This is a genomic window from Agromyces sp. SYSU T00194 (assembly GCF_040496035.1).
Classification (GTDB): Bacteria; Actinomycetota; Actinomycetes; order Actinomycetales; family Microbacteriaceae; genus Agromyces; species Agromyces chitinivorans.
In genome coordinates this window covers 875992-899790 of the sequence record NZ_JBEPJZ010000001.1, presented here as the reverse complement: position 1 = coordinate 899790, position 23799 = coordinate 875992, and the positions used below count along the sequence as shown (strand labels likewise).

21 protein-coding genes are annotated in these 23799 nt (G+C 73.2%); 12 read left to right on the top strand and 9 right to left on the bottom strand.

All coding sequences use genetic code 11. The features are described 5' to 3' along the window. Nucleotides 1-29: 29 nt before the first annotated feature. The 6 genes from ABZK10_RS04150 (at nucleotide 30) to ABZK10_RS04125 (ending at nucleotide 8176) form a co-directional block, all read left to right on the top strand. A complete protein-coding gene (locus ABZK10_RS04150; protein WP_353807927.1) occupies nucleotides 30-824 on the top strand; it encodes an ABC transporter permease in 795 nt (264 codons plus the stop codon). A 120-nt stretch (nucleotides 825-944) separates the two neighbouring features. Next, the gene (locus ABZK10_RS04145; RefSeq protein ID WP_353807926.1) at nucleotides 945-2093 is read left to right on the top strand and encodes an ABC transporter substrate-binding protein; all 1149 of its coding nucleotides are present in this window, start codon (nucleotides 945-947) and stop codon (nucleotides 2091-2093) included. Between the two features lie 184 nt (nucleotides 2094-2277). After that, complete coding sequence (locus ABZK10_RS04140; RefSeq protein ID WP_353807925.1) at nucleotides 2278-3606, top strand: aspartate aminotransferase family protein; 1329 nt, start codon at nucleotides 2278-2280, stop codon at nucleotides 3604-3606. Nucleotides 3607-3643: 37 nt separating this feature from the next. After that, entirely contained in the window at nucleotides 3644-5179 is a 1536-nt protein-coding gene (locus tag ABZK10_RS04135; RefSeq protein WP_353807924.1) for a CoA-acylating methylmalonate-semialdehyde dehydrogenase, read from the top strand. Between the two features lie 316 nt (nucleotides 5180-5495). Then, nucleotides 5496-7484 carry a sensor histidine kinase gene (locus ABZK10_RS04130; protein WP_353807923.1) on the top strand — a complete coding sequence of 663 codons (1989 nt, stop codon included), beginning with the start codon at nucleotides 5496-5498 and terminating at the stop codon, nucleotides 7482-7484. Beyond that, nucleotides 7481-8176, top strand: a complete 696-nt coding sequence (locus ABZK10_RS04125; protein WP_353807922.1) for a response regulator transcription factor — start codon at nucleotides 7481-7483, stop codon at nucleotides 8174-8176. The genes ABZK10_RS04130 and ABZK10_RS04125 overlap by 4 nt, the downstream gene beginning before the upstream one ends. A gap of 67 nt (nucleotides 8177-8243) precedes the next feature. On the opposite strand, the gene ABZK10_RS04120 is transcribed toward ABZK10_RS04125, so the two are convergent. Together ABZK10_RS04120 and ABZK10_RS04115 are read right to left on the bottom strand one after the other, a co-directional pair. Next, nucleotides 8244-9035 carry an enoyl-CoA hydratase/isomerase family protein gene (locus ABZK10_RS04120; protein WP_353807921.1) on the bottom strand — a complete coding sequence of 264 codons (792 nt, stop codon included), beginning with the start codon at nucleotides 9033-9035 and terminating at the stop codon, nucleotides 8244-8246. A gap of 40 nt (nucleotides 9036-9075) precedes the next feature. Further along, the gene (locus ABZK10_RS04115) at nucleotides 9076-9993 is read right to left on the bottom strand and encodes a LysR family transcriptional regulator (protein ID WP_353807920.1); all 918 of its coding nucleotides are present in this window, start codon (nucleotides 9991-9993) and stop codon (nucleotides 9076-9078) included. Between the two features lie 153 nt (nucleotides 9994-10146). On the opposite strand from ABZK10_RS04115, the gene ABZK10_RS04110 reads away from it, so the two are divergent. The 3 genes from ABZK10_RS04110 to ABZK10_RS04100 all read left to right on the top strand — a co-directional run bounded on the left by ABZK10_RS04110 (nucleotide 10147) and on the right by ABZK10_RS04100 (nucleotide 13081). Continuing rightward, nucleotides 10147-10269 (top strand): hypothetical protein, encoded by a 123-nt coding sequence (locus ABZK10_RS04110; RefSeq protein ID WP_353807919.1) that lies wholly within the window; start codon nucleotides 10147-10149, stop codon nucleotides 10267-10269. A gap of 182 nt (nucleotides 10270-10451) precedes the next feature. Further along, complete coding sequence (gene pyrE / locus ABZK10_RS04105) at nucleotides 10452-11000, top strand: orotate phosphoribosyltransferase (protein ID WP_353807918.1); 549 nt, start codon at nucleotides 10452-10454, stop codon at nucleotides 10998-11000. Then, nucleotides 11000-13081 carry a septum formation family protein gene (locus tag ABZK10_RS04100; protein ID WP_353807916.1) on the top strand — a complete coding sequence of 694 codons (2082 nt, stop codon included), beginning with the start codon at nucleotides 11000-11002 and terminating at the stop codon, nucleotides 13079-13081. Before pyrE ends, ABZK10_RS04100 begins: the two co-directional genes overlap by 1 nt. Before the next feature lie 84 nt (nucleotides 13082-13165). On the opposite strand, the gene ABZK10_RS04095 is transcribed toward ABZK10_RS04100, so the two are convergent. Next, nucleotides 13166-14698, bottom strand: coding sequence for a SulP family inorganic anion transporter (locus ABZK10_RS04095; RefSeq protein ID WP_353807915.1), 1533 nt, complete (start codon nucleotides 14696-14698; stop codon nucleotides 13166-13168). A gap of 233 nt (nucleotides 14699-14931) precedes the next feature. Between ABZK10_RS04095 and ABZK10_RS04090 the strand changes: the two genes are divergently transcribed. Continuing rightward, nucleotides 14932-15870: a nucleoside hydrolase gene (locus ABZK10_RS04090; RefSeq protein ID WP_353807914.1), complete on the top strand. Its 939-nt coding sequence runs from the start codon at nucleotides 14932-14934 to the stop codon at nucleotides 15868-15870. 11 nt (nucleotides 15871-15881) lie between these two features. Here the strand turns inward: ABZK10_RS04090 and ABZK10_RS04085 are convergent, their stop codons facing one another. The 5 genes from ABZK10_RS04085 to ABZK10_RS04065 all read right to left on the bottom strand — a co-directional run bounded on the left by ABZK10_RS04085 (nucleotide 15882) and on the right by ABZK10_RS04065 (nucleotide 20981). After that, a complete protein-coding gene (locus ABZK10_RS04085; RefSeq protein ID WP_353807913.1) occupies nucleotides 15882-16679 on the bottom strand; it encodes an HAD-IIA family hydrolase in 798 nt (265 codons plus the stop codon). Nucleotides 16680-16781: 102 nt separating this feature from the next. Then, nucleotides 16782-17114, bottom strand: a complete 333-nt coding sequence (locus tag ABZK10_RS04080) for a UBP-type zinc finger domain-containing protein (RefSeq protein ID WP_353807912.1) — start codon at nucleotides 17112-17114, stop codon at nucleotides 16782-16784. Then, nucleotides 17111-18775, bottom strand: coding sequence for an FAD-dependent oxidoreductase (locus tag ABZK10_RS04075; RefSeq protein WP_353807911.1), 1665 nt, complete (start codon nucleotides 18773-18775; stop codon nucleotides 17111-17113). The genes ABZK10_RS04080 and ABZK10_RS04075 overlap by 4 nt, the downstream gene beginning before the upstream one ends. A 76-nt stretch (nucleotides 18776-18851) precedes the next feature. Further along, nucleotides 18852-19559, bottom strand: a complete 708-nt coding sequence (locus ABZK10_RS04070; protein WP_353807910.1) for a metal-dependent transcriptional regulator — start codon at nucleotides 19557-19559, stop codon at nucleotides 18852-18854. Nucleotides 19560-19679: 120 nt separating this feature from the next. Then, nucleotides 19680-20981 carry an Nramp family divalent metal transporter gene (locus ABZK10_RS04065; protein WP_353809596.1) on the bottom strand — a complete coding sequence of 434 codons (1302 nt, stop codon included), beginning with the start codon at nucleotides 20979-20981 and terminating at the stop codon, nucleotides 19680-19682. Between the two features lie 146 nt (nucleotides 20982-21127). Between ABZK10_RS04065 and ABZK10_RS04060 the strand changes: the two genes are divergently transcribed. Next, nucleotides 21128-21739: a TrmH family RNA methyltransferase gene (locus tag ABZK10_RS04060; protein ID WP_353809595.1), complete on the top strand. Its 612-nt coding sequence runs from the start codon at nucleotides 21128-21130 to the stop codon at nucleotides 21737-21739. Between the two features lie 60 nt (nucleotides 21740-21799). Here the strand turns inward: ABZK10_RS04060 and argG are convergent, their stop codons facing one another. Then, the gene (gene argG / locus ABZK10_RS04055; protein ID WP_353807909.1) at nucleotides 21800-23239 is read right to left on the bottom strand and encodes an argininosuccinate synthase; all 1440 of its coding nucleotides are present in this window, start codon (nucleotides 23237-23239) and stop codon (nucleotides 21800-21802) included. A 181-nt stretch (nucleotides 23240-23420) separates the two neighbouring features. Here argG and ABZK10_RS04050 point away from each other — a divergent pair, with 181 nt between their 5' ends. Continuing rightward, nucleotides 23421-23789, top strand: a complete 369-nt coding sequence (locus ABZK10_RS04050; protein ID WP_353807908.1) for a nuclear transport factor 2 family protein — start codon at nucleotides 23421-23423, stop codon at nucleotides 23787-23789. Nucleotides 23790-23799 lie beyond the last annotated feature (10 nt).

The following is a 23799-nucleotide window of genomic DNA, read 5'->3' as shown; positions in this document are numbered from 1 at the left end:
GGGACGGGCAGCATCGAGGGGCGGGCGTCATGAGCCTCGCTGCGCTGGGCCCGCGCGCCGAGACGACGGTGCGCGTCGTCGCCCCGATCACGGTCGGCCTGCTCGTGCTGGGCGTCTGGCAGTTCCTCGTCAGCGTCGTCGGCGTCAGCGACTACCTGCTGCCGAGCCCCGCCTCGATCGTCGAGGAGCTCGTGGCGTTCTGGCCCTCGATCGTCTCGGCCACCGTCATCACCGGCACCAACGCGCTGATCGGCCTCGTGGTCGGCTCGGTGCTCGGCGTCGGCCTGGCCGCGCTCGCCGCTCGCTGGCGCGTCGTCGACCACATGTCGGCGCCCGTGGTCGCGGCGCTCGCCGTGATCCCGATCGTCGCGCTCGCGCCCGTGCTGAACTCGATGTTCGGCGCCGACAGCCAGTTCGGCCGGCAGGCGATCGCCGCCCTCGCCTCGTTCGTGCCGGTCTTCATCAACACGCTCCGCGGGTTCCGGCAGACCCTGCCCGTGCATCGCGACCTCATGCGCGCCTACGCCGCCGGCGGCGGCCAGGTGTTCCGCACGGTGACGCTGCCCACCGCGCTGCCGTTCGTGCTCACGGGCGTGCGCATCGCCTCGTCGCTCGCGGTCATCTCCGCCCTCGTCGCCGAGTACTTCGGCGGCCCGCGCGGCGGCCTCGGCGGGCTCATCTCCACGTCGGCGGCGTCGAGCGCGTACGCCCGGGCGTGGGCGTACGTCGTGGCATCCATCGCCCTCGGCCTGCTCTTCTACCTCGTGACGCTCGGCATCGAGCGGCTCGTGCTGCGCCGCATCCCGTCGGGGGGTGCGCGATGACGCGCGCCGCCGCCGGCCTCGCGGCCTCCGTTCCCGGCCCGCACCGCGGCGCCGGCCCGACGTCCTCGCTCCGCGAGGCGACTGCACCACCGCACGCACCGAGCATTCGAAAGGACTGACATGAAGCACAGCACACGCCGCGGAATCGCGGCCGGAGCGTTCGCCCTCTCGGCGGCGCTCGTCCTCGCCGCCTGTTCCTCGTCCGACTCCGGAGACTCCGGGTCGGACGCGAGCGGCGACGAGCTCACCGAGGTGAAGCTCCAGCTCCAGTGGCTCCCGCAGGGCCAGTTCGCCGGCTACTTCGCGGCCGTCGACCAGGGCTTCTTCGAGGAGGAGGGCCTGGAGGTCGAGATCATCCCGTCCGGCGGCGACATCGTGCCGCAGGACGCCCTCGCCAACGGCGACGTCGACTACGCGATCGCCTGGGTGCCGAAGGTGCTCGGCTCGATCGAGGCCGGCGCCAACCTCACCAACATCGCGCAGATCTTCCAGCGCTCGGGCACCCTGCAGGTGTCGTGGGCCGACTCCGACATCTCGTCGGTGGCCGACTTCGAGGGCAAGAAGATCGGCTCGTGGGGCTTCGGCAACGAGTGGGAGATCTTCGCGGCCATGGCCGCCGAGGGCCTCGACTCGTCGACCGTCGAGATCATCACGCAGGACTTCAACATGAACGCCTTCCTGCAGGGCGACATCGACGCGGCCCAGGCGATGACCTACAACGAGTACGCGCAGCTGCTCGAGACGCCGAACCCCGACACGGGCGAGCTGTACACGCCCGACGACTTCAACGTCATCAGCTACCAGGACACGGTCGGCGCGATGCTGCAGGACGCGATCTGGGCCGACACCGAGCGGCTCGAGTCGGACGAGGCGTACCAGGAGACGACGGTCGCGTTCCTCAAGGCCGTCATCAAGGGCTGGGCGTTCGCGCGCGACAACCCCGAGGAGGCGTCGTCGATCACCATCGCGGCCGGCTCCGGCTGGGGCCCCAGCCACGAGCTCTGGATGGTCAACGAGACCAACAAGCTCATCTGGCCGGCGCCCGCGGGCATCGGCGTCATCGACGAGGCGGCCTGGGACCAGACCGTCGAGGGCGCGCTGAGCGCCGTCAACGAGGTCGGGGCGAGCCCGATCACCACCGAGCCGCCGGCATCGGCGTGGACGAACGAGTACATCGAGCAGGCCATCGCCGAGCTCGGTGACGAGGTCGACACGACGGGCGAGTCCTTCGCGCCGATCGAGGTCGAGCTCATGGAGGGCGGCAACTAGCCATGCAGCACTGCGGCGGCCGGATGCCACGGGCGGACACTCCGCCCGCGGGGTCCGGCCGCCGCCGTGCCGGGCGCTCCGCCCGGGAGCCGTTCGCCGGTGCGGCGGCCGGCCCCGGGGCATCCGCTTCGCACCACCACCATCACCACCATCTGACTGCACCGCGTCGCACGAGGGGGACCCCATGACCGACACCGCCGCACCGAACCCCGACCTCGACGAGCTCGCTCGCGAGCTCGACCACGCCCACGTGTTCCACTCGTGGTCGGCGCAGGGCTCGCCGCCGCAGCTCACGATCGCCGGCGGCTCGGGCACCAGGGTCTGGACGCACGGGGGCGACGAGTACCTCGACTTCTCGAGCCAGCTCGTCAACGTGAACATCGGGCACCAGCATCCGTCGGTCGTGTCCGCGATCCGCGAGCAGGCGTCGCTGCTGTCGACCATCGGCCCGCCCATCGTGAACCTCGCCCGCGGCGAGGCGGCCAAGCGCATCGCCGCCCGCGCCCCCCGCCGGTTCCACAAGGTGTTCTTCACCAACGGCGGCGCCGACGCGAACGAGAACGCCGTGCGCATGGCGCGCCTGCACACCGGGCGCGACAAGGTGCTCTCGACCTACCGCTCGTACCACGGCAACACGGGCGCGGCCGTCGTCGCGACGGGCGACTGGCGCCGCATCCCGAACGAGTACGCGCGCGGGCACGTGCACTTCTTCGGGCCCTACCTGTACCGCTCCGAGTTCTGGGCGACGACGCCCGAGGAGGAGTCGGAGCGCGCGCTGCGCCACCTGCGGCGCGTGATCGAGAGCGAGGGGCCGTCGTCGATCGCGGCGATCCTGCTCGAGACGATTCCCGGCACGGCCGGCATCATGCTGCCGCCGCCCGGCTACCTGGCCGGCGTGCGCGAGCTCGCGACGCAGCACGGCATCGTGCTGATCCTCGACGAGGTGATGGCCGGGTTCGGGCGCACCGGGCGCTGGTTCGCGTTCGACGGCTACGACGTCGAGCCCGACCTCATCACCTTCGCGAAGGGCGTGAACTCCGGCTACGTGCCGGTCGGCGGCGTGCTCATCGCCGAGGAGATCGCCGCGGACTTCGACACCAAGGTCTTCCCGGGCGGGCTCACCTACTCGGGGCATCCGCTCGCCGCCGCGTCGATCGTCGCCGCGCTCGACGCGATGGAGTCGGAGGGCATCGTCGACAACGCCCGGCGCATCGGCGCCGAGGCGATCGGGCCGGGGCTCGAGGCGCTCGCCGAGAAGCACGAGATCATCGGCGAGGTGCGCGGCGAGGGCGTGTTCTGGGCGATGGAGCTCGTCGCCGACCGAGCCACGCGTGAGCCGGTCGCGCCCGCGGTCGTCGCCCGGGCGAAGGGCGAGCTCGCCGCACGCGGGCTGCTCGCGTTCACCGCGGAGAACCGCATCCACGTCGTGCCGCCGTGCGTCGTCACCGACGACGAGGTCGCGCAGGCGATGGACCTCTACGACGAGGTGCTGGGGCTCGACCTGCTCGGCTGAGCGGATCGCGCGACCGGCACGGGAAGGAGAAGGAAGCATGACGGAGACGACGATGACCCCCGAGGCGCAGGCGCACGAGGGCACCACGGTGATGGGCCACTGGATCGACGGGCACGAGGTCGACGGCGAGTCGACGCGCACGGGCCCGGTGTACGACCCCGCGCTGGGCATCGTGCAGAAGGAGGTGCGCTACGGGTCGGCGGGCGACGTCGACACGGCCGTGCAGGTCGCGCGCACCGCGTTCGCGAGCTGGAGCGAGGTGTCGATCGCGAAGCGTCAGGCGGTGATGTTCGCGTTCCGGGAGCTGCTCAACGCGCGCCGCGGCGAGCTCGCCGAGATCCTCACCGCCGAGCACGGCAAGGTGCTGTCGGACGCCGCCGGCGAGATCGCCCGCGGGCTCGAGGTCGTCGAGTTCGCCTGCGGCCTCGGCCACCTGCTGAAGGGCGAGTTCAGCGACAACGTGTCGACCGGGGTCGACGTGTACTCGCTCAAGCAGCCGCTCGGGGTCGTCGGCATCATCAGCCCGTTCAACTTCCCGGCGATGGTGCCGCTGTGGTTCTTCCCGCTCGCGATCGCGGCCGGCAACACGGTCGTGCTGAAGCCCAGTGAGAAGGACCCGACCGCCGCGAACTGGATGGCCGCGCTCCTGCAGGAGGCCGGCCTGCCCGACGGCGTCTTCAACGTCGTGCACGGCGACAAGGAGGCCGTCGACGCTCTGCTCACGCACGATGACGTCGCCTCGATCTCGTTCGTCGGCTCCACGCCGATCGCGCGCTACGTCTACGAGACCGCGACCGCGCACGGCAAGCGCGTGCAGGCGCTCGGCGGCGCGAAGAACCACATGCTCGTGCTGCCCGACGCCGACCTCGACCTCGTCGCCGACTCGGCCGTGAACGCCGGCTTCGGCTCGGCGGGCGAGCGCTGCATGGCGATCAGCGTCGTACTCGCCGTCGACTCGATCGCCGACGAGCTGGTGGGCAAGATCAGCGAGCGGATGTCGCGCCTGACCACCGGCGACGGCCGGCGCGGCTGCGACATGGGCCCGCTCATCACCTCCGCGCACCGCGACAAGGTCTCGGGCTACCTCGACGTGGCCGCGGCCGACGGCGCCACGGTCGTGGTCGACGGCCGCGAGGCGACGTTCGACGGGGCATCCGACGGGTTCTGGCTCGGCCCGACCCTGATCGACAAGGTGCCGACCTCGTCGACGGTGTACACCGACGAGATCTTCGGCCCGGTGCTGTCGGTCGTGCGGGTGGAGGGCTACGAGGAGGGCATGGAGCTCATCGAGCGCGTGCCGTACGGCAACGGCACGGCGATCTTCACGAACGACGGCGGCGCCGCCCGGCGCTTCCAGCGCGAGGTGCAGGTCGGCATGGTCGGCGTGAACGTGCCCATTCCGGTGCCCGTGGCGTACCACTCGTTCGGCGGCTGGAAGGCCTCGCTGTTCGGCGACGCGAAGGCGTACGGCCCGCACGGCGTGGAGTTCTTCACGCGCGAGAAGGCCGTCACGTCGCGCTGGCTCGACCCGAGCCACGGCGGGCTGAACCTGGGCTTCCCGCAGCACACCTGATCGCGGCAGTGCTGCAGGCGCGCGACGGCCGGGGGTGATGGCGGCCCCGGCCGTCGCGTGCCTTCCGGGCGTGTGCAACCTGTACCCGCACACTACGAACCGGGCGCCGCCGGCGGATCGGTGCCCGGCGCAGGCTCCGGTGCGGTGTTTCCGCAATGCGCTCGGGGGGATCTCCCTCACCCCTCGCGTGCCGTGGAGGGCCATGATGGGGAGTGCCATGGGTACGCGATCGCCGTCAGGCGACGCGACGGCGCCCGGGAAGCGGGCACCGACGCGTCCGGCACGGCCTGCGCGTCCGCCGCGCTGGCCGTGGGTCGTGCTCGCGCTCGTGTCGGTGAACTGGCTCGCGCAGCTCGTCGTGGTGCTCATGGGCGGCCGATTCGAGGAACTGCCCTGGATGGCCGGAGGCGCCGTCACGATCGCGGCCGTGGCCGTCGTGCTCGTCCGCAGGCCGAGGCATCCGCTCGTCGGGTGGTTCGCGCTCATCCCGGTGAGCTCGATCAGCGCGTCCTGCGAGATCGCGATGAGCATCGCGATCGACGCGGGCGGGCCGGAGGGCGCCGCCGCGCTCGTGGCGCTGCTCAACCTCGCGTCGCAGACCGCGGTGGTGTTCGCCTCGGTCGGAGCGGCACGGGTGGTCGGGCTCTTCCCCGACGGCCGCGCCACCACCGGCGAGCGTCGCGCGGTCGACGCGCTCTGGCTGCTGCTCGCCGTGCCGCCGGCGCTCCTCCTGCTCTCTCCGCTCGTGACGGTGCCGTTCTACTTCGACGCGCCGCCCGTGCCGAACCCGTTCGCCCTGCCGTTCGCGCCGCTCGACGCGCAGGTCGGGGTGCCGATCGGCGACTACCTCGGCACCGTCCCGCCGCTCGTCGGCGGCGTCGTGCTCATCATCCGGTACGTGCGGGCCGCACCGTTGCGGCGCCAGTCGATGCGTTGGATGTTCCTGCCGATCGCGACCATCGTCATCGCGCTGGCGACGCAGCTGCTCATCGGCTCGGGCGAGCCTCGCTGGATCATCGCCGTGTTCTGGATCGGCAGCGGCATGGTGTTCGCCGCGGCCATCGCGCTCGGCCTGCTGCAGCCGGCGCGCCTGAACCCCGACCAGGTGATCCGCGGCACGCTGCTCTACGGCCTGCTCTGGGTGGCGATCGCGGGGGCGTACGTGCTCGCCGGCTCGCTCGTGGGCGCCGCGGCCGGCACGCTGCTGCCCGTCGGCTGGGCGGTGGCGATCGCCATGATCGCGGCGGTCGCGTTCCAGCCGCTGCGGCGGAGGGTCGAGCAGCTCGCCGACCGGCGCGTGTTCGGCGCCCGAGCCGACCCGTCGCAGCTCGTCGTCGGCCTCGGCGAGAGCCTCGCGGGCACGTACGAGCTCGACACGCTGCTGCCGCGCATCGCCACGACCCTCGAGGAGGGCATGGGGCTGACCTGGGCGCGGGTGCGCCTCGAGCCGGGGCCGACGGTCGATGACGCGCCCGGCGACCCCGAGCTCGTCGTGCCGATCGAGGTCGACGGCGAGCGGGTCGGACGCATCGAGTGCGGGCCCAAGGCGACCGGGCAGCTCTCGGCGGAGGATGCCGCGATCATCGGCACGTTCGCGGGCCAGGCCGGCCTCGCCGTGCGCAACGTGCGGCTGACGCAGCGCCTCGCGCAGCAGGCCGAGGAACTCAACGCCTCGCGCGCGCGGCTGGTGCGGGCCCAGGAGCAGGAGCGCCGGCGCATCGAGCGGAACATCCACGACGGCGTGCAGCAGGAGCTGACCGCGCTGATCGGGCTCGCCGGCCACGCCCGCCAGGAGTACGTGCGCGAGGGCGACGTCGACCACGACCTCGTCGCGATGCGCGAGGGCCTGGAGCGCGTGCTCGCCGACGTGCGCGCGCTCGCCCAGGGCATCCACCCGTCGGTGCTGAGCGACCGCGGACTGCTCGCGGCGGTCGAGGCGCTCGCCTCGCGGCATCCGGTGCCGGTCGGCGTGCGCGCCGACCCGATGCTGCGGCAGCGCCGGCTCGGCGACGACATCGAGGGCGCCGGCTACTTCGCGGTGGCGGAGGCGCTCGCGAACAGCCTCAAGCACGCCGACGCGCACCGCATCGACGTCGCGCTGTCGCTGGGCGACGACGCGCTGCGCATCCGCGTGCACGACGACGGCGCGGGGTTCGACCCCGACAGCGCGACCGGCAACGGGCTGGCGAACCTCGCGGCGCGCGTCGCCGCGGTCGGCGGCACCCTCGAGGTGCGCAGCACGCCGGGCGAGGGCGCAGCGGTGGTTGCGGAGTTCGCGCTCCCCGGGGACGGTGCGGCGACATGAGCGAGCGGCTGCGCGCGGTCATCGCCGACGACCACTACCTCGTGCGCGAGGGCGTGCGACGGGCGCTGACCGGCTCGGGGGAGGTGGAGGTCGTCGCGGACGCCGGCTCGGCGATCGAGCTGGAGGTCGTCGTCGACCATGAGGTGCCCGACGTGGTCGTCACCGACATCCGGATGCCGCCGGGCAACGGCACGGACGGCATCGAGGCGGCGCACCGCATCCGCGCGCGGCATCCGTCGATCGGCGTCGTCGTGCTCTCGCAGTACAACGACGCCGCCTACGCGATGGACCTGCTGCGCCACGGCACCGCGGGCCTCGCCTACCTGCTCAAGGAGCGCATCGGCGACCCGGCGACGCTCGTCGGCGCGGTACAGGCGGTCGCGGCCGGCGGTTCGCGCCTCGACCCCGCCGTCGTCGAGGCGCTGGTGCGGGCACCGCGCCGCGAGGCGTCACCACTCGGACAGCTCACCGAGCGCGAGCACGACGTGCTGGAGCTGATGGCCCAGGGCCGCAGCAACTCGGGCATCGCCGGGGCGCTGCACCTCTCGGAGTCGTCGATCGAGAAGTACGCGACCTCGGTGTTCGCCAAGCTCGGCCTGAGCGACGAGCCGCACCTGCACCGGCGCGTCGCCGCGGTCATCGCGTTCCTGCACGAGGAGGGGCTCGCGCAGCCGATCGAACCGGGCCAGTGAGTCGCGGTCGATGCGGGGGCGAGCGGATGCCTCGGGCGGGCGCCCCGCTCGGGTGTCGGTCGTGCGGTCAGGCGTCGCGGGCGGATGCCGCGGCGAACGCGGCGACGCGCTGCTGCGCCTCCGGCGAGGCGAACGCCGCGCCGATGGTGCGCGCCTCGTCGTCGAGCGACTCCTGGAAGGAGCGCGTGCCGCCCGCGTGGAGGAGGCGCTTCGCCTGGCCGTAGGCGCGGGTCGCGCCCTCGAGCCAGACGGCGGCGATCGCCCGAGCCCGCGCGTCGAGCGCGTCGGGGGCCACGACCTCGGCCACGAGGCCCCACTCGAGCGCCTCGGCGGCGGTGAGCATGCGGTCGGTGAGCGTGAGCTCGAGCGCTCGGCGCGTGCCCACCGCCTCCGGCAGCAGCGTGCTCACGCCGCAGTCGGGCGTGAGTCCGACGTTGGCGTAGCGGCTGCCGAAGGTGGCGCGCTCGGATGCCACGATCACGTCTGCGACGAGCATGAAGCCGAGCCCGCCGCCGACCACGACGCCCTGTACGGCGGCGACGATCGGCACGGCGGACTCGCGGAGCATCCGGTGCCCCTCGTGGATGGTGTCGGCGAGGCGGGCGACCGACTCCTCGCCGCCCGTCGGGTCGGTCGCGGCGAGCTCCGACATGGCGCGCACGTCGCCGCCGGCGCAGAATGCGCGACCGGTGGCGTCGAGCAGCACGGCGCCGATGTCGTCGCGCGTGGCGACCGCCTCTGCCGCGGCGCGCCAGCCCGCGATGGCGGCCGGGTCGACGGCGTTCAGCCGGTCGGGCCGGTTCAGGGTGATGCGGGCGAGCCCGTCGGTCACGTCGAACAGGATCGCGTCGTCGCTCATGACGAGCGAGTCTAGCCCGTGGATCCGACCGGTCGGTCGGTCACGCGGCGGCGTGTGCGGCCTGCACCTGCGCGGCGCGGCGCACGAGGGCGTCGACCACGGTGCGCACGGCTAGGCGCTCGGCGACGTCGGGGCGCATCAGCGCCACGATCGTGCGTTCCGCGGTCACGCCGCGCAGCGGCTTCAGCACGACGTCGGTGGAGACGTTGCCCGAGGTGAACCGGGGCACGAGCGCGACGCCGTGGCCGGCCGCGATGAACGCCTCGATCACGCGGAGGTCGCTGAACCGCTGGCCGATGCGCGCGCGGTGGCCCGCCTGCTGCTCGATCTCGTGCAGCACGCGCTCGAACGGCAGGCCCGGCGGCACGCCCAGCCAGAGCTCGTCCGCGACGTCGGTCGCGGTGACGTAGCTGCGACCCGCGAGCCGGTGGTCGGCGGGCAGGCCGACGTCGAGCGGCTCGGTCATGAGCTCGATCGCCGCAAGGCCCCGGCCGCCCCAGGAGAGCAGGCCGGGCATCGTGTGCGCGAGCACGATGTCGTGGTCGTTCGTGAGGTCGGGGAACTCGTCGAGCCCGGGGTCGAGGTCGCTGCAGTGCAGCACCAGGTCGTCGATCGGTGCGAGGTCGGTGAGCACCTGCGGCAGGAGCATCTGCCCGGCGGTGGGAAAGGTGACCAGGGTGACCTCGCCGCCGGGGTCGTTGCGGAACTCGTCCCACAGCGCCTCGGCGCGCTCGAGGGCGACCGCGACGTCGGCCGCGCTCCGGGCCAGGGCGTGCCCGGCGCTGGTCAGCACGACCCCGCGGCCGGAGCGCTCGGTCAGCGGCATCCCGGCCTCGCGCTCGAGCACCTTGAGTTGCTGCGAGACCGCCGACGGCGTGCGGCCGGTGGCCTCCGCGACCGCGGTCACGCTGCCCCGCTCGGCGAGTTCGCGGAGCAGGTCGAGCCGGCGTACATCCATGTAGTCAGCCTACACAGTTCGTGTAGTATTGTGAGCTTGTGCTGAACAGTGATTCGCGGTTCAATTGAGGTGACGCCGGCGCGACCACGAGGGTTCCGAGCCGGCGTCGCGCATGTCCCGACCGACATGCGCCACTTCGACGAAAGGATCATCGTGTTCGCCTTCCTCGCACTGCTCGCAGTCAGCGCCGGAGCGGCTGTCGTCATGGCAGTCGTCGAGACGGCACGCGACGGCTACCGCCGCGTGCCCGAGCGCGAGTACCCGCGCGCGATCTGACGCGCGCCTCCTCCAGCAGGGCTTCGGCCTGCGTACGGCCGCCGGGTGGGCAGGGACTCCCACTGGCGGCCGTCGTCGTCCCGGGGGCGCCCGCGGTCGATGCGCTCGGCGGCGCGTCGTGCACAGGCGCCCCGTGGCACCCCGGGTATGGTGTACGGCCGCCGCACAATAGAGTGGACGCCGTGACCGACGCACGCCAGCAGCTCATCGACTTCATCACGGCCGAGGCCGTGTTCCACGGCGACTTCACGCTCACCAGCGGCAAGAAGGCGTCGTACTACGTCGACCTGCGCAAGGTGAGCCTCGACCACCGCGTCGCGCCGCTCATCGGCCAGGTCATGCTCGACCTCATCGCCGACATCCCCGACGTCGTCGCCGTCGGCGGCATGACCATGGGCGCCGACCCGATCGCCGCCGCCGTGCTGCACCAGGGCGCCGCCCGCGGTGCGAGCTACGACGCGTTCGTCGTGCGCAAGGAGCCGAAGGACCACGGCCGCGGCCGCCAGGTGGAGGGCCCCGACCTCGAGGGCAAGCGCGTCATCGTGCTCGAGGACACCTCGACCACCGGCGGCTCGCCGCTGAAGGCCATCGAGGCGCTCGAGAAGGTCGGCGCCGAGATCGCCGCCGTCGCGGTCGTCGTCGACCGAGGCACCGAGGCGCGCGAGGTCATCGAGGGTGCCGGTTACCCCTACCGCTACGCGATCGGACTCGACGACCTGGGGCTCGCCTGATGGCAGCCGGCAAGGACCGCGACGAGGGGGACGTCGCCGGGGGCACCGACTGGCTGATGGGCCAGCTCGGCGGCGACGAGCCCGACGAGGCCGCTGCGCCCGAGGCCGCTGCGCCCGGGGCCGTGGGGGCGGATGCCGCCGAGTCGGCCGCCGAGCCCGAGGAACCACCCGCCGAGGAGCCGCGCGCACGCATCGACTGGGAGCCGCCGCCCCCGCCGGCCGCCCCGGAGGTGGACGACTGGTTCTCGGTGGCCGAGCGGCCTGCGAAGCGGGCGACGAGCGAGGCACCGGACGCCTCGCCCGAGGCGCCCGGCGACCAGGCGCCCGCCGAGCCGTCGGCGGCGCAGCCGGAGGAGTCCGCCGACACCCCGGCGGAGCCCGCCGCCGGAGCGCAGCCCCCGCCCGTGCCGCCGATGCCGCCGGTTCCGCCCGCGCCGCCCGTGGCCCCGCCGGCGGACGCAGTGTCGACGGCCGACCCCGGCCCCGCCGCACCCGTTCCGCCTGACGCGACATCCGGCGCCCCGACCGCCGCCGACGACGGACTCGTCTGGTCGATCTTCGACCGTGAGCCCACGGCATCCGAGTCCGCGCCGAGCGACGCCGAGGCAGCCGTGGTCGCGGGCGAGTCCGCACCTGCGGACCCGCAGGCCGATCCCGCACGTGCGGTCGGCGAGCGCGGCTTCTTCTGGAACCTCGAGCCCGACCCGAGCGCGTCGGACCCGCGTGCCGCCGCGCGCCGCGGCTCGCGGAAGCGGGCCGAGGCGGAGGCCGATGCTGCGCCCGAGCCGGAGCCGATGCCGGAGCCGACGACCGAGCCGGCTCCACCGGAGTCGGCGCCCGCTCCCGCGGCGGAGGCGGACGCGCAGGACTCGAGCGGGTCGTCTACCGCCTGGATCGCGGGCAGCGCCTTCGGCGCCGCAGCGGCCGCGTCGGCGTCCGGCGCGGCCCGCCCGGGCCCGCCCCCCGGCGAGTCGGAGGGGATCTGGCACCTCCTCGGCGCCGGGGGCACGCCGCCCGCCGAGCGTGCGCCCGAATCGGGCGGCGCGTTCGACATGCACGACCCGTTCGACCTGCGCGATCCCTTCGCGACGCCGCCCGCCGTCGACCCGGGCCCCGCGCCGACCGGCCACGACGGCTTCAGCGCCGACCCGTTCGGCCAGGCCTTCGGCGGCACGCCGCTGCCGCACGCGGGCGAGCACGACGATCCGTTCGCCGAGCTGTTCGGAACCCTCGGTGCGCCCGAGCCGGAGCCGACGCACACCTGGGACCGCGCGGAGTTCGCCGACGACACCGCGCACCTGCCCGGCATCGCCCAGATCGGCATGCCGCCGACCGCGGCCGAGGAGGAGAACGCGACGCGGCTGCTGCCGTTCGCGGGCCTCGGCATCGCCGCGAGCGCGCCGGCGACCGCGGTCCTGCCCCGTGCCGAGGCCGACCCCGGTGCCGCAGCGGTGCCGCCGTCCGAGGGCGGACCCGTGCCGGGTGCACCTCGTGCCGCGGGGTCCGGCGGCGGAGGCCGCGCCAACCGCACGCTGCTCTGGATCGCGGGCGGCCTCGTCGCCGCGATCGCCCTCGTCGGCCTCTTCTTCCTCGGCACGCGGCTCGGCGACGTGGTCGTCACCGCGGCGACGCCGACCCCGACGCCCACCGCGACGCCGACCCCGACGCCGACGATCATCCCGGCGCCCGCCCAGGCGCAGGCGCCCGGCACGCACGACTGGGACACCCTGTTCGGCACCGAGTGCATCGACCCGTTCTCCTCGCCGTGGGCGGAGGAGTTCACCGTCGTCGACTGCGCGAACCCGCACGCCGCGCAGCTCGTGTACCGCGGCACGCTCGGCGAGATCGACACCCCGTTCCCGGGCGAGGCCGAGCTGGCCGCGAGCATGGCCGAGCGCTGCACGCGGGCGGGCATCATCGACCTGTCGACGGTCGCGGGCATGGAGGACCTGCAGGTGCAGGCGTCGTTCCCCGTGACCGAGGAGCAGTGGACCGCGGGCCAGCGCGCCTACTACTGCTTCGCGAGCCGGTCGGGCGGCGAGCCGCTCACCGGCAGCATCGCGGGCCCCGGTCCGAGCTGATCACGGTCCGGCGCGCGGGCCTCGCGTTCGTGCCGCCGGTGCGAGCCCACTCGGGGACGGGTCGCCGCCCCGCGGCATCCGCTCCTAGTGCCCGGCGCCGAGGCGCCCGGTGAGGCGCTCGCGCATCTTGACGCTCGCATCGTTCAGCCCGGTGAGGTCGACGGATGCCCCGTGCGCCTCGTACTTCGTGACGATGGCGTCGATCGCGGCGACCGTGGAGGCGTCCCAGATGTGCGACGACGACAGGTCGATGACGACGCGCGCCGGGTCGTCGGCGTACTCGAACTGGGTGGTCAGGTCGTTCGACGAGGCGAAGAACAGCTCGCCGGTCACCGTGTAGTGCACGACCTCGCCCTCGTCGTCCTCCGAGACCCTCCGGGCCACGGAGGTGAAGTGCGCCACGCGGCGGGCGAACAGCACCATGGCGATCACGACGCCGATGATGACGCCGATCGCGAGGTTGTGCGTGACGACGACGATCACGACGGTCGAGAGCATGACGAGGTTCTCGCTCAGGGGCATCCGCCGCAGGGTCGACGGAGCGATCGAGTGCCAGTCGAAGGTCGCCACCGAGACCATGACCATCACGGCCACGAGCGCGGCCATCGGGATGAGCCCGACGATGTCGCCCAGCGCGACCACGAGGATCAGCAGGAACACGCCCGCGAGGAACGTCGAGATGCGGGTGCGCGCGCCCGAGACCTTCACGTTGATCATGGTCTGGCCGATCATGGCGCAGCCGCCCATGCCGCCGAACAGGCCCGAGAGGATGTTCGCGGCGCCCTGGCCGAGCGACTCGCGGGTCTTGCGCGAGTGGGTGTCGGTGATGTCGTCGACGAGCTTCGCGGTCATGAGCGACTCGAGCAGGCCGACGAGCGCCATCGCGAGCGCGAACGGGGCGATGATCGTGAAGGTCTCCCACGTCAGCGGCACGTTCGGGATGAACAGCTCGGGCAGGCTCGTCGGCAGCTCGCCCTGGTCGGCCACGTTCGGCACCGACCAGCCCATGGCCAGCACGATGCCGGTGATGACGACGATCGCGACGAGCGGTGCCGGCACGATCTTCGTCAGGCGCGGCAGCAGCACGATGATGATGATGCCCGCGGCGACCAGCGGGTAGACGAGCGCCGGCACGCCGATGAGGTGCGGCAGCTGCGCCATGAAGATGAGGATGGCGAGCGAGTTCACGAACCCGACCATCACGCTGCGGGGGATGAACCGCATGAGCTTGGCGACGCCGAGGCCCCCCAGCACGAGCTGGAAGACACCCGCGAGGATGACCGTGGCGATGAAGTACTCCATGCCGTAGTCGCGGGCGACCGGTGCGATCACGAGCGCGACCGCGCCGGTGGCGGCGGTGATCATCGCCGGGCGGCCGCCGAGGAACGCGATCGACACGGCCATCACGAACGACGAGAAGAGCCCGACGCGCGGGTCGACGCCCGCGATGATCGAGAACGAGATGGCCTCGGGGATGAGCGCGAGCGCCACGACGAGGCCCGCGAGCACCTCCTTGGTGAGGATGCGCGGCGACCGCAGCGCCTCGAGCACGGAGGGGCGCGGGCGGTAGCGCTCGCGTTCGGCGGCGCGGTCGACGGTGGCGATGCTGGAGGTCATTCGGGGGCTCCGAGACGTTGCGGACGGATCGGTGCGCCCCATCGCGCACGGGGGAACGGCCGGTGGTTCGGCAGAAAGGGGGAGTCTCCGGCGGATCGCGCCGGCCCTGACACTGTACCCGACGGGCGGGGTCGGCCCCGGATCCGCGGGTGCCGCGGTTAGGCTGGCCGTGCTGCGACGGGGAACCTCGCATCGAGCGCGGTGCGACGGGCGGCGTGCCGGAAGGGGGAGTCGTGACCGATCCGATCCCGCTCATCCTCGACTGCGACCCGGGTCACGACGACGTCTTCGCGCTCTGGCTCGCGGCGGCGAGCCCGGCGGTCGACCTGCGCGCCGTCACGACCGTCGGCGGCAACGTGCCGCTCGAGTTCACGTCGATGAACGCGCGCATCGCCTGCACGGTCGCCGGCGTCCACGAGGTGCCGGTGGCGGCAGGGGCATCCGGCCCGCTCGTGAAGGTGCTGCAGACGGCCGAGTGGATCCACGGGGCGAACGGGCTGGGCGGCCCCGAACTGCCCGAGCCGACGGTGCCGCTCGACGAGCGCGACGCGACGGCGCTGATGGCCGCCGTGGTGGCCGAGGCATCGGAGCCCGTCGCGATCGTCGCGACCGGCCCGCTCACGAACGTCGCCGCGTTCCTGCGCGACCGGCCCGACCTCGTCGACCGCGTGCGCGAGGTGGTCTGGATGGGCGGCTCGACCGAGCGCGGCAACGTCACGCCCTACGCCGAGTTCAACGCGTGGGTCGACCCCGAGGCGGTCGCGATCGTGCTCGACAGCGGGGTGCGGTTCACGATGGTCGGGCTGAACACCACCCACCGCGCCCTCGTGACGAGCGAGGTGCAGGCGCGCATCGCGACGGTCGGCAACCGCACCGCGGCGTTCGCCGACGAGCTGCTCGACTTCTTCTGCCGCACCAACGCCGAGGTGTTCGGGCTGCCCGACGGGCCGTTGCACGACCCGGTCGCGGTCGCGGTGCTCACCGACCCGGGGTGCGTCTCCACCGTGCACACGCGGCTCGACGTGGAACTCGTCGGCGTCGAGACGAGCGGCGCGACCGTGGTCGACTTCGACGGCATGCTCGCACGCGAGCCGAACGCGCACGTGGCGGTCGACCTCGACGTGCCGCGCTTCTGGAACGGCGTGGTCGACGCGGTCGCCCGCCTGGCGTAGGCGAGCGGGCCCTACAGCTCGGTCTCGATGGGGCCGGATGCCACGAGCTCGTGCACGCCCTCGATGACCTCCGACGGGCGGAACGGGTACTTCTCGATCTCGCCGGCGTCGCTGATGCCGGTCATCACGAGGATCGTGTGCAGCCCCGCCTCGATGCCCGCGACGATGTCGGTGTCCATGCGGTCGCCGATCATCGCGGTGTTCTCCGAGTGCGCGCCGATCTTGTTGAGCGCCGACCGGAACATCATCGGGTTCGGCTTGCCGACCACGTAGGGCTCGCGCCCGGTCGCCTTGGTGATCATCGCGGCGATCGCCCCGGTCGCCGGCAGCGGCCCGTCGGCGCTCGGCCCCGTGGCATCCGGGTTCGTCACGATGAACCGCGAGCCCTTCCCGATGAACCGGATGGCCTTGGTGATCGCGTCGAACGAGTAGTTGCGCGTCTCGCCGACGACCACGAAGTCGGGGTCGGACTCGGTCATGATGTAGCCGGCCTCGTGCAGTGCGGTGAGGATGCCCGCCTCGCCGATCACGAACGCGGTGCCGCCCGGCTGCTGCTGCTTCAGGAAGTCGGCGGTCGCGAGCGCCGAGGTCCAGATCGACTCCTCGGGCACCTCGAGTCCCGAGCGCTTCAGCCGCGCCGACAGGTCGCGCGCGGTGAAGATCGAGTTGTTCGTCAGCACCAGGAACGGGGTGCCGGTGTCACGCCACTGCTGCAGCAGCTCGGCCGCGCCCGGGAGGGCGTGGTCCTCGTGCACGAGCACGCCGTCCATGTCGGTCAGCCAGCACTCGACCTCGTCACGTCGTCCCATGTGATCAGACTAGGGCCGCGCGCTGTGGGGGAGCCGTGCGGATGCCCCGGGGCGGCCATGCGCCCTGCGATGCGCGGTGCGCGCCCGCGTGCGCAGCGCCCGTCAGTGCAGCCGCGACCGCCAGTCGTCGGGCACGTTGCCCACGGGGCCCGGGCAGGCCTGGTCGCGCGGACGCGACAGTGGCGGGGAGAGCGGCACGTGGCGCGCCGGCGCCTCGCGCGAGAAGTCCCAGAACCAGTCCTCGTCGGGCTCGAAGCTCGTCATGACCGCGTGCCCGTGGGTCTCGGCGTGCTCGCGCGCGTGCCGGGCGGGCGACGAGTCGCAGCATCCGATGTGCCCGCACTCGACGCAGCGGCGCAGGTGCCACCACCAGCCGCCGGCTTCGATGCACGACGCGCAGACGGTGCCCTGCGGCGGCGGGGCGAGGTCGCTCATACGTGCACCTCCATGGCCGCGAGGGCCCGGTGCACGGATGCCACGGCGCTGGAGCCCTCGCCGACGGCCGCCGCGACCCGCTTCATCGACCCGCGGCGCACGTCGCCCGCGGCGAAGACGCCGGGGACCGACGTCTCGAACGGCAGCGGCATGCGGCCGAGTGCACGCCACTCGTCGCCGAGCCCCGGCACGTCGGCGCCGGTGAGCACGAACCCCTGCTCGTCGCGGTCGACGTCGGCCAGCCAGCCGGTCGACGGCTCGGCGCCGATGAAGCAGAACAGCTGCCGGCAGGCGATGCGCTCCCCCGCCGCATCCGCCGACTCGGCCGACCGCGCGCGCAGCGTCACGTGCTCGAGGGCGTCGTCGCCGTGCAGTTCGCCGACCTCGGTGCCGGTGCGCACCTCGATGCGCGGGTCCTCGAGGATGCGGTCGACGAGGTAGCTCGACATGCGCGCCCGCACGTCGTCGGAACGCACGACGAGGTGCACGCGGCATCCGCTCCCCGCCAGCGCCAGCGCGGCCTGCCCGGCCGAGTTCGCGCCGCCCACGACGACCACGTCGCGCCCGGCGGCCTGCCGGATCTCGAGCGCGGTGGCCGCGTACGAGATGCCGGCGCCCTCGAACTCGTTCCAGCGGGGCAGCGCGAGCGTGCGGTACGAGACGCCCGTCGCGACGATCACGGCGCGCGCGTCGACCGTCGTGCCGTCGGCGAGCACCAGCCGCAGCGGCCCGCCGTCGTGCTCGAGGCGCACGCCCTCGCACGGTGCGACGACCTGCACGCCGAACTTGAACGCCTGCAGCGACGCCTGCGCGGTGAGCGCGTCGCCGCTCACGCCGAACGGGAAGCCGAGGTAGTTCTCGATGCGCGAGGTCGACGCCGACTGCCCGCCGGGCGCGACCGAGTCGAGCAGCACGGTGCGCAGGCCCTCGGACGCCCCGTAGATCGCCGCCGCGAGTCCGGCGGGGCCCGCGCCGACGACCGCGAGGTCGACCGCCACGTCGTCGTCGGCGGTGTACGCGAGGCCGAGCAGCTCGGCCACCTGCCCGGGGGTGGCGTTGCGCAGGTACTCGCCCTGCACGATCGCGACCGGCAGGTCGTCGCGCGTGAGCCCGTGCGGCGCGAGGTACTCGGGCGGCATCTCCTCGGGGTCGACCCAGGTGTGCACGAGCTCGAGCCGCTCGACGTACCGGCGCAGGGCGTGGCCCTCGACGGTGCGGTCGGATGCCACGATCTTCAGCGTCCACGCGGCGGGGCCGGCGCGGAGCTGCTCGCGACGTGCCCAGAGCGCCCGCAGCATGAGGTCGCACAGCTCGTCGTCCTCGGCCATCATGCGGGTGAGCGCGGCGTGGTCGATGCGGTGCACGAGGCCCGCCTCGGCGACGCGTGCGGTGAGGAACGCGCGCTGCCCGTTCAGCAGCCCGAGCTCGCCGACGAACCCGCGCGGGCCCACCGTCGCGATCGTCGTCTCGCCCGCCCAGGGCAGTTCGTCGCGCACGACGTCGACGGCCCCGCGCTCCACGAGCACCAGGTCGTACCAGCGCTCACCCGTGCGGAACAGGACGTCGCCCGGAGCGGTCTCCACCGCGACGCCGTATCGGGCCATCCGCTCCCACTGCGCATCCGTCAGCGTGGGCATGGCCGTCGTGTGCTCGGCTCCCATTGGTCCATCGTGCATCACCGGGCGCGCGGCGGGAAGGGGGCGGATGCCTCGGGCGGGCGCGGCGTCCGCGCACGGGTCAGGCGGTCACCCAGATGGCGTCGGCGTGCGTGCGCGGCAGGTGCAGCGGTGCGGAGGCGACGGGCGCCGGCCCGGGGGCATCCGCCGTCTGCGGCGCCGACGCGGGATCGAGCTCGACCGTGACGGCGTCGGGCGTCGCATCCGTCAGCGTCAGCACCGTGTCGAGCCCCACGCCCACCTCGACGAGGTCGCGCAGCACCGCCGGGTCGCGGTCGCTGATGCGCACCACGCGGCCGACATGGGCGACGGATGCCTCCGACAGCAGCACCGCCTCGGCCTGCACGCGCGTGCCGTCGGCCCGGGGGATGGGGTCGCCGTGCGGGTCGCGGTCGGGCCGGCCGAGCCGGGCGTCGATCGCCTCGAGCAGCCGGTCGCTCAGCGCGTGCTCGAGCACCTCGGCCTCGTCGTGCACCTCGTCCCACGCGTAGCCCATCTCGCGCACGAGCCAGGTCTCGATGAGCCGGTGCCGCCGCACGACCGAGAGCGCGCGCTGGGTGCCGCCGGGGGTGAGGCGCACCGCACCGTAGGGCACGTGCGAGACGAGCCCGGCCGCGGCCATCTTCTTCACCATCTCGGTGACCGACGACGGGGCGACGCCGAGCTTGCCGGCGAGCACCGAGGGGGTGATCGGTTCGCTCTGCCACTCGGTGTGGCCGTAGATGGTCTTGAGGTAGTCCTCGACCGCGGGGCTCGTGGAGGGGGGCATCGGGGTCAGGATACCCGCGGTGGCGCGGGGCGACGGGCCGTGCACGCCGGTGGTGGACGACGCGGGCGGGTGCGACGAGGGCGACGCGGGCGTGGAAGGGGGGTGCGCCCGCGCCGCCGGTCAGGCGCCCGTGAACACCAGCCAGAGCAGCACCCCGTTGAGGGTGATGAGGAAGACGGATGCCGCGATGCCGGCCGCCGTGGTCGCCCGGTGGTTCGCGAACCGGCCGAGCACCCCGCGCTTCGCGGTGATCGCGACCAGGGGCACGAGCGCGAACGGGATGCCGAACGACAGCACGACCTGGCTCAGCACGAGCGACAGGGTCGGGTCGAAGCCGAGCCCGAGGATCACGAGCGCGGGCAGCAGGGTGACGAGGCGCCGGGCGATGAGCGGGATGCGCACGTGCAGCAGCCCGTGCATGATCTCGGCGCCGGCGTACGCGCCGACCGAGGTCGAGGCGAGGCCGGATGCGAGCAGGCCGACCGCGAACAGGGTCGCGACGATCGGGCCGAGCGAGGCGTACAGCGCGCCGTACGCGCCCTCGAGGCTGTCGGTGCCCTCGACGCCGGCGAGGTTCGCGGCGGCGAGCAGCAGGATGCAGAGGTTCACGGTGCCGGCGACGGCCATCGCGATGGTGACGTCCCAGCGGGTGGCGGTGAGCAGGCGCGAGGTGGCGATGCCGCGGCCGGCCTCGATGGGGTCGCCGGCCGTGTCCTCCTCGGCCTCGCCGGCGGGGCGGCGGCGGGGCGAGAACCGGTCGCGGCTGAGCGCCGAGTGCGCGTAGATCGCGTGCGGCATGATCGTCGCGCCGAGGATGGAGGCGGCCAGCAGCACCGAGTTCGCGTCGGCGAAGCGGGGCACCAGGCCCGAGAGCACGCCGCCCGGGTCGGGCGGCGCCACGAACACGCCCACGCTGAAGCCGACCGCGATGATCACGAGCAGGCCCACGATCACGAACTCGAACGGCCGCGCGCCGCGCCGCGACTGGATCATCAGCAGCACGAGCGAGACCGCGCCCGTGATGAGCCCGCCCCAGATGAGCGGCACCCCGAACAGCAGGTTCAGCGCGACCGCGCCGCCGATGACCTCGGCGAGGTCGGTCGCCATGGCCACGAGCTCGGCCTGCAGCCAGTAGGCGCGGCGGCCCCACTTCGAGCCCAGGCGCTCGCCGAGCACCTCGGGCAGGCTCTTGCCGGTGACGACGCCGAGCTTCGCCGAGAGGTACTGGATGAGCCAGGCCATCACGTTGCCGATCACGACGACCCACACGAGCAGGTACCCGTACTGGGCGCCCGCGGTCATGTTGCTCGCCACGTTGCCCGGGTCGAGGTAGGCCACGCCAGCGACGAGCGCCGGGCCGATCAGCCAGGCGAGGCGGGGCGTCGAGGTGGTGCGGCCGGCGGGCTGGGGGCTGCGCGTCATCGTCGCATCCGGGGTTTTCGGCATGCCGAAATCGTACACAGTTTTCGGTGCACCGAAAAGAGCTGGGCGGATGCCTCACGATGGATCCGCCGTAGCCTTGGTCCGTGCAGACCACACCCGACTCGGAGCCCGGCGCCGAGCCGCCGATGCACGGCGTCGGTCCGTGGCCGGGCGGCCCCAGCGAGTGGCCCGAAGACCCCCGCTACGACCCCGAGCTGCTCGCGGCCGGTGACACCCGCAACGTGATCGACCGCTACCGCTACTGGCGCATGGATGCCATCGTGGCCGACATCGACGAGCGGCGGCATCCGTTCCACGTGGCCATCGAGAACTGGCAGCACGACATGAACATCGGTTCGATCGTGCGCAGCGCCAACGCGTTCGCGGCCGACACCGTGCACATCATCGGCCGCCGTCGCTGGAACAAGCGCGGCGCCATGGTGACCGACCGGTACCAGCACGTCGACCACCACGACGACGTCGCCTCGTTCGTCGACTGGTCGCGGGCCGAGGGGCTGCCGATCATCGCGGTCGACAACGTGCCGGGGGCGGTGCCGATCGAGTCGTTCGCCTGGCCCGACCGCTGCGTGCTCCTGTTCGGCCAGGAGGGCCCCGGCCTCTCGCCCGAGGCGACCGCTGCCGCCGACGCCGTGGTCGAGATCACCCAGTTCGGCTCGACCCGTTCGATCAACGCGTCGGCCGCCGCCGCCGTGGCGATGCACTCCTGGGTGCTCGCCCACGCCGACCTGCCCGGCTGACCGGGCCTGCCCGCGCGCGCCGGCCCGGTGGAGCAGCGCGTCACTCGGTGGCGCAGCGCGTCAGTCGGTGCCGAGGTCGAACGCGGCCGCCTCGTTCGCGGCGTCGGTCGCCGCCTCGAGGTCGCGGTCGTGCACCTCGCCCGCCGGCTCGCCCACGATCGCGAGCGCCTCGCCCTCGGTGAGGTCGCCCACGAGCGACGCGGTCGCGCCGCCGACGATGCCGAGGTGCGCGTACTGCTCGAGGCGCTGGCGCGAGTCGGCGATGTCGAGGTTGCGCATGGTCAGCTGGCCGATGCGGTCCTCGGGGCCGAAGGCCTGGTCGCCGACGCGCTCCATCGAGAGCTTGTCGGGGTGGTACGACAGCGCGGGGCCCGAGGTGTCGAGGATCGTGTAGTCGTCGCCGCGACGCAGGCGCAGCGTGACCTCGCCGGTCACGGCCGAGCCGACCCAGCGCACGATCGACTCGCGCAGCATGAGCGACTGCGGGTCGAGCCAGCGGCCCTCGTACATGAGGCGCCCGAGGCGGCGGCCCTCGTTGTGGTAGTTCGCGACCGTGTCCTCGTTGTGGATCGCGTTCAGCAGCCGCTCGTAGGTGATGTGCAGCAGCGCCATGCCCGGCGCCTCGTAGATGCCGCGCGACTTCGCCTCGATGATGCGGTTCTCGATCTGGTCGCTCATGCCGAGCCCGTGCCGCCCGCCGATCGCGTTCGCCTCGAGCACGAGCGCCACCGGGTCGGAGTACTCGACGCCGTTCAGCGCCACCGGGCGGCCCTGCTCGAACCGCACGGTCACGTCTTCGGCGGCGATCTCGACGTCGTCGCGCCAGAACTGCACGCCCATGATCGGCTCGACGATGGTGACGCCCGCGTCGAGGTCCTCGAGCTTCTTCGCCTCGTGGGTCGCGCCCCAGATGTTCGCGTCGGTCGAGTAGGCCTTCTCGACCGATGCCCGGTAGGGCAGGTCGCGCGCCTGCAGCCACTCGCTCATCTCGGTGCGGCCGCCGAGCTCGGTCACGAAGTCGGCGTCGAGCCACGGCTTGTAGATGCGCAGGCGCGGGTTGGCCATGAGGCCGTAGCGGTAGAACCGCTCGATGTCGTTGCCCTTGTAGGTGGAGCCGTCGCCCCAGATGTCGACGCCGTCCTCCATCATGGCGCGAACGAGCAGCGTGCCCGTGACTGCGCGGCCGAGGGGCGTGGTGTTGAAGTAGGTCTTGCCGCCGGAGCGGATGTGGAAGGCGCCGCACTGCAGGGCGACGAGGCCCTCCTCGACGAGCGCCGCCTTGCAGTCGACGAGTCGCGAGATCTCGGCGCCGTACTCGATCGCGCGGCCGGGCACCGCCTCGACGTCGGGCTCGTCGGGCTGGCCGAGGTCGCCCGTGTAGGTGCAGGGCACCGCGCCCTTCTCGCGCATCCAGGCGACGGCCACCGAGGTGTCCAGACCGCCGGAGAAGGCGATGCCGACGCGCTCGCCGGAGGGCAGGGAAGTGAGGACCTTGGACATGGCCTCTAGCCTACTTCGGCGCGCGGATGCGGCCTGCATCGTGACATCGCCGCGGACCCGGGCGACGGATGCCTCCGAGCCCGGCCGCTCAGGGGCATCCGCTCGATTCGCCGACCGGTGGCTCAGCGGCATCCGTCACCGGGCACTGTGCAGCGGATGCCGCGGGGGCTAGCGTGGCCTCATGACCGAGATCACCGACGATCTGCCCGCCCGTCTGCTGCACGAGGAGCACTCCGGATGGCGCGCCATCCTCGACGGCCACGGCGGCGAGCACTACACCCGCGCGATGACGCGCGACGGCCTCATGATCGTCGAGGGCGCCGTGCTCGGCCGCGACGAGATGATGCAGGCGTTCGCCGGCACCGCGCCGTGGGAGCAGTACGAGATCCACGAGCCGGCGGTCGTGCGCCTCGGCGACCACGCCGGCGTGCTCGCGTACCGCGCGGTCGCCCGCCGCGGCGACGACGAGGTGCAGCTGCGCATGTCGACGACCTACCTCTACGAGGGCGGCGCCTGGCACGTCGCCGCGCACCAGCAGACGCCCGCCTGACGCCGGGCCT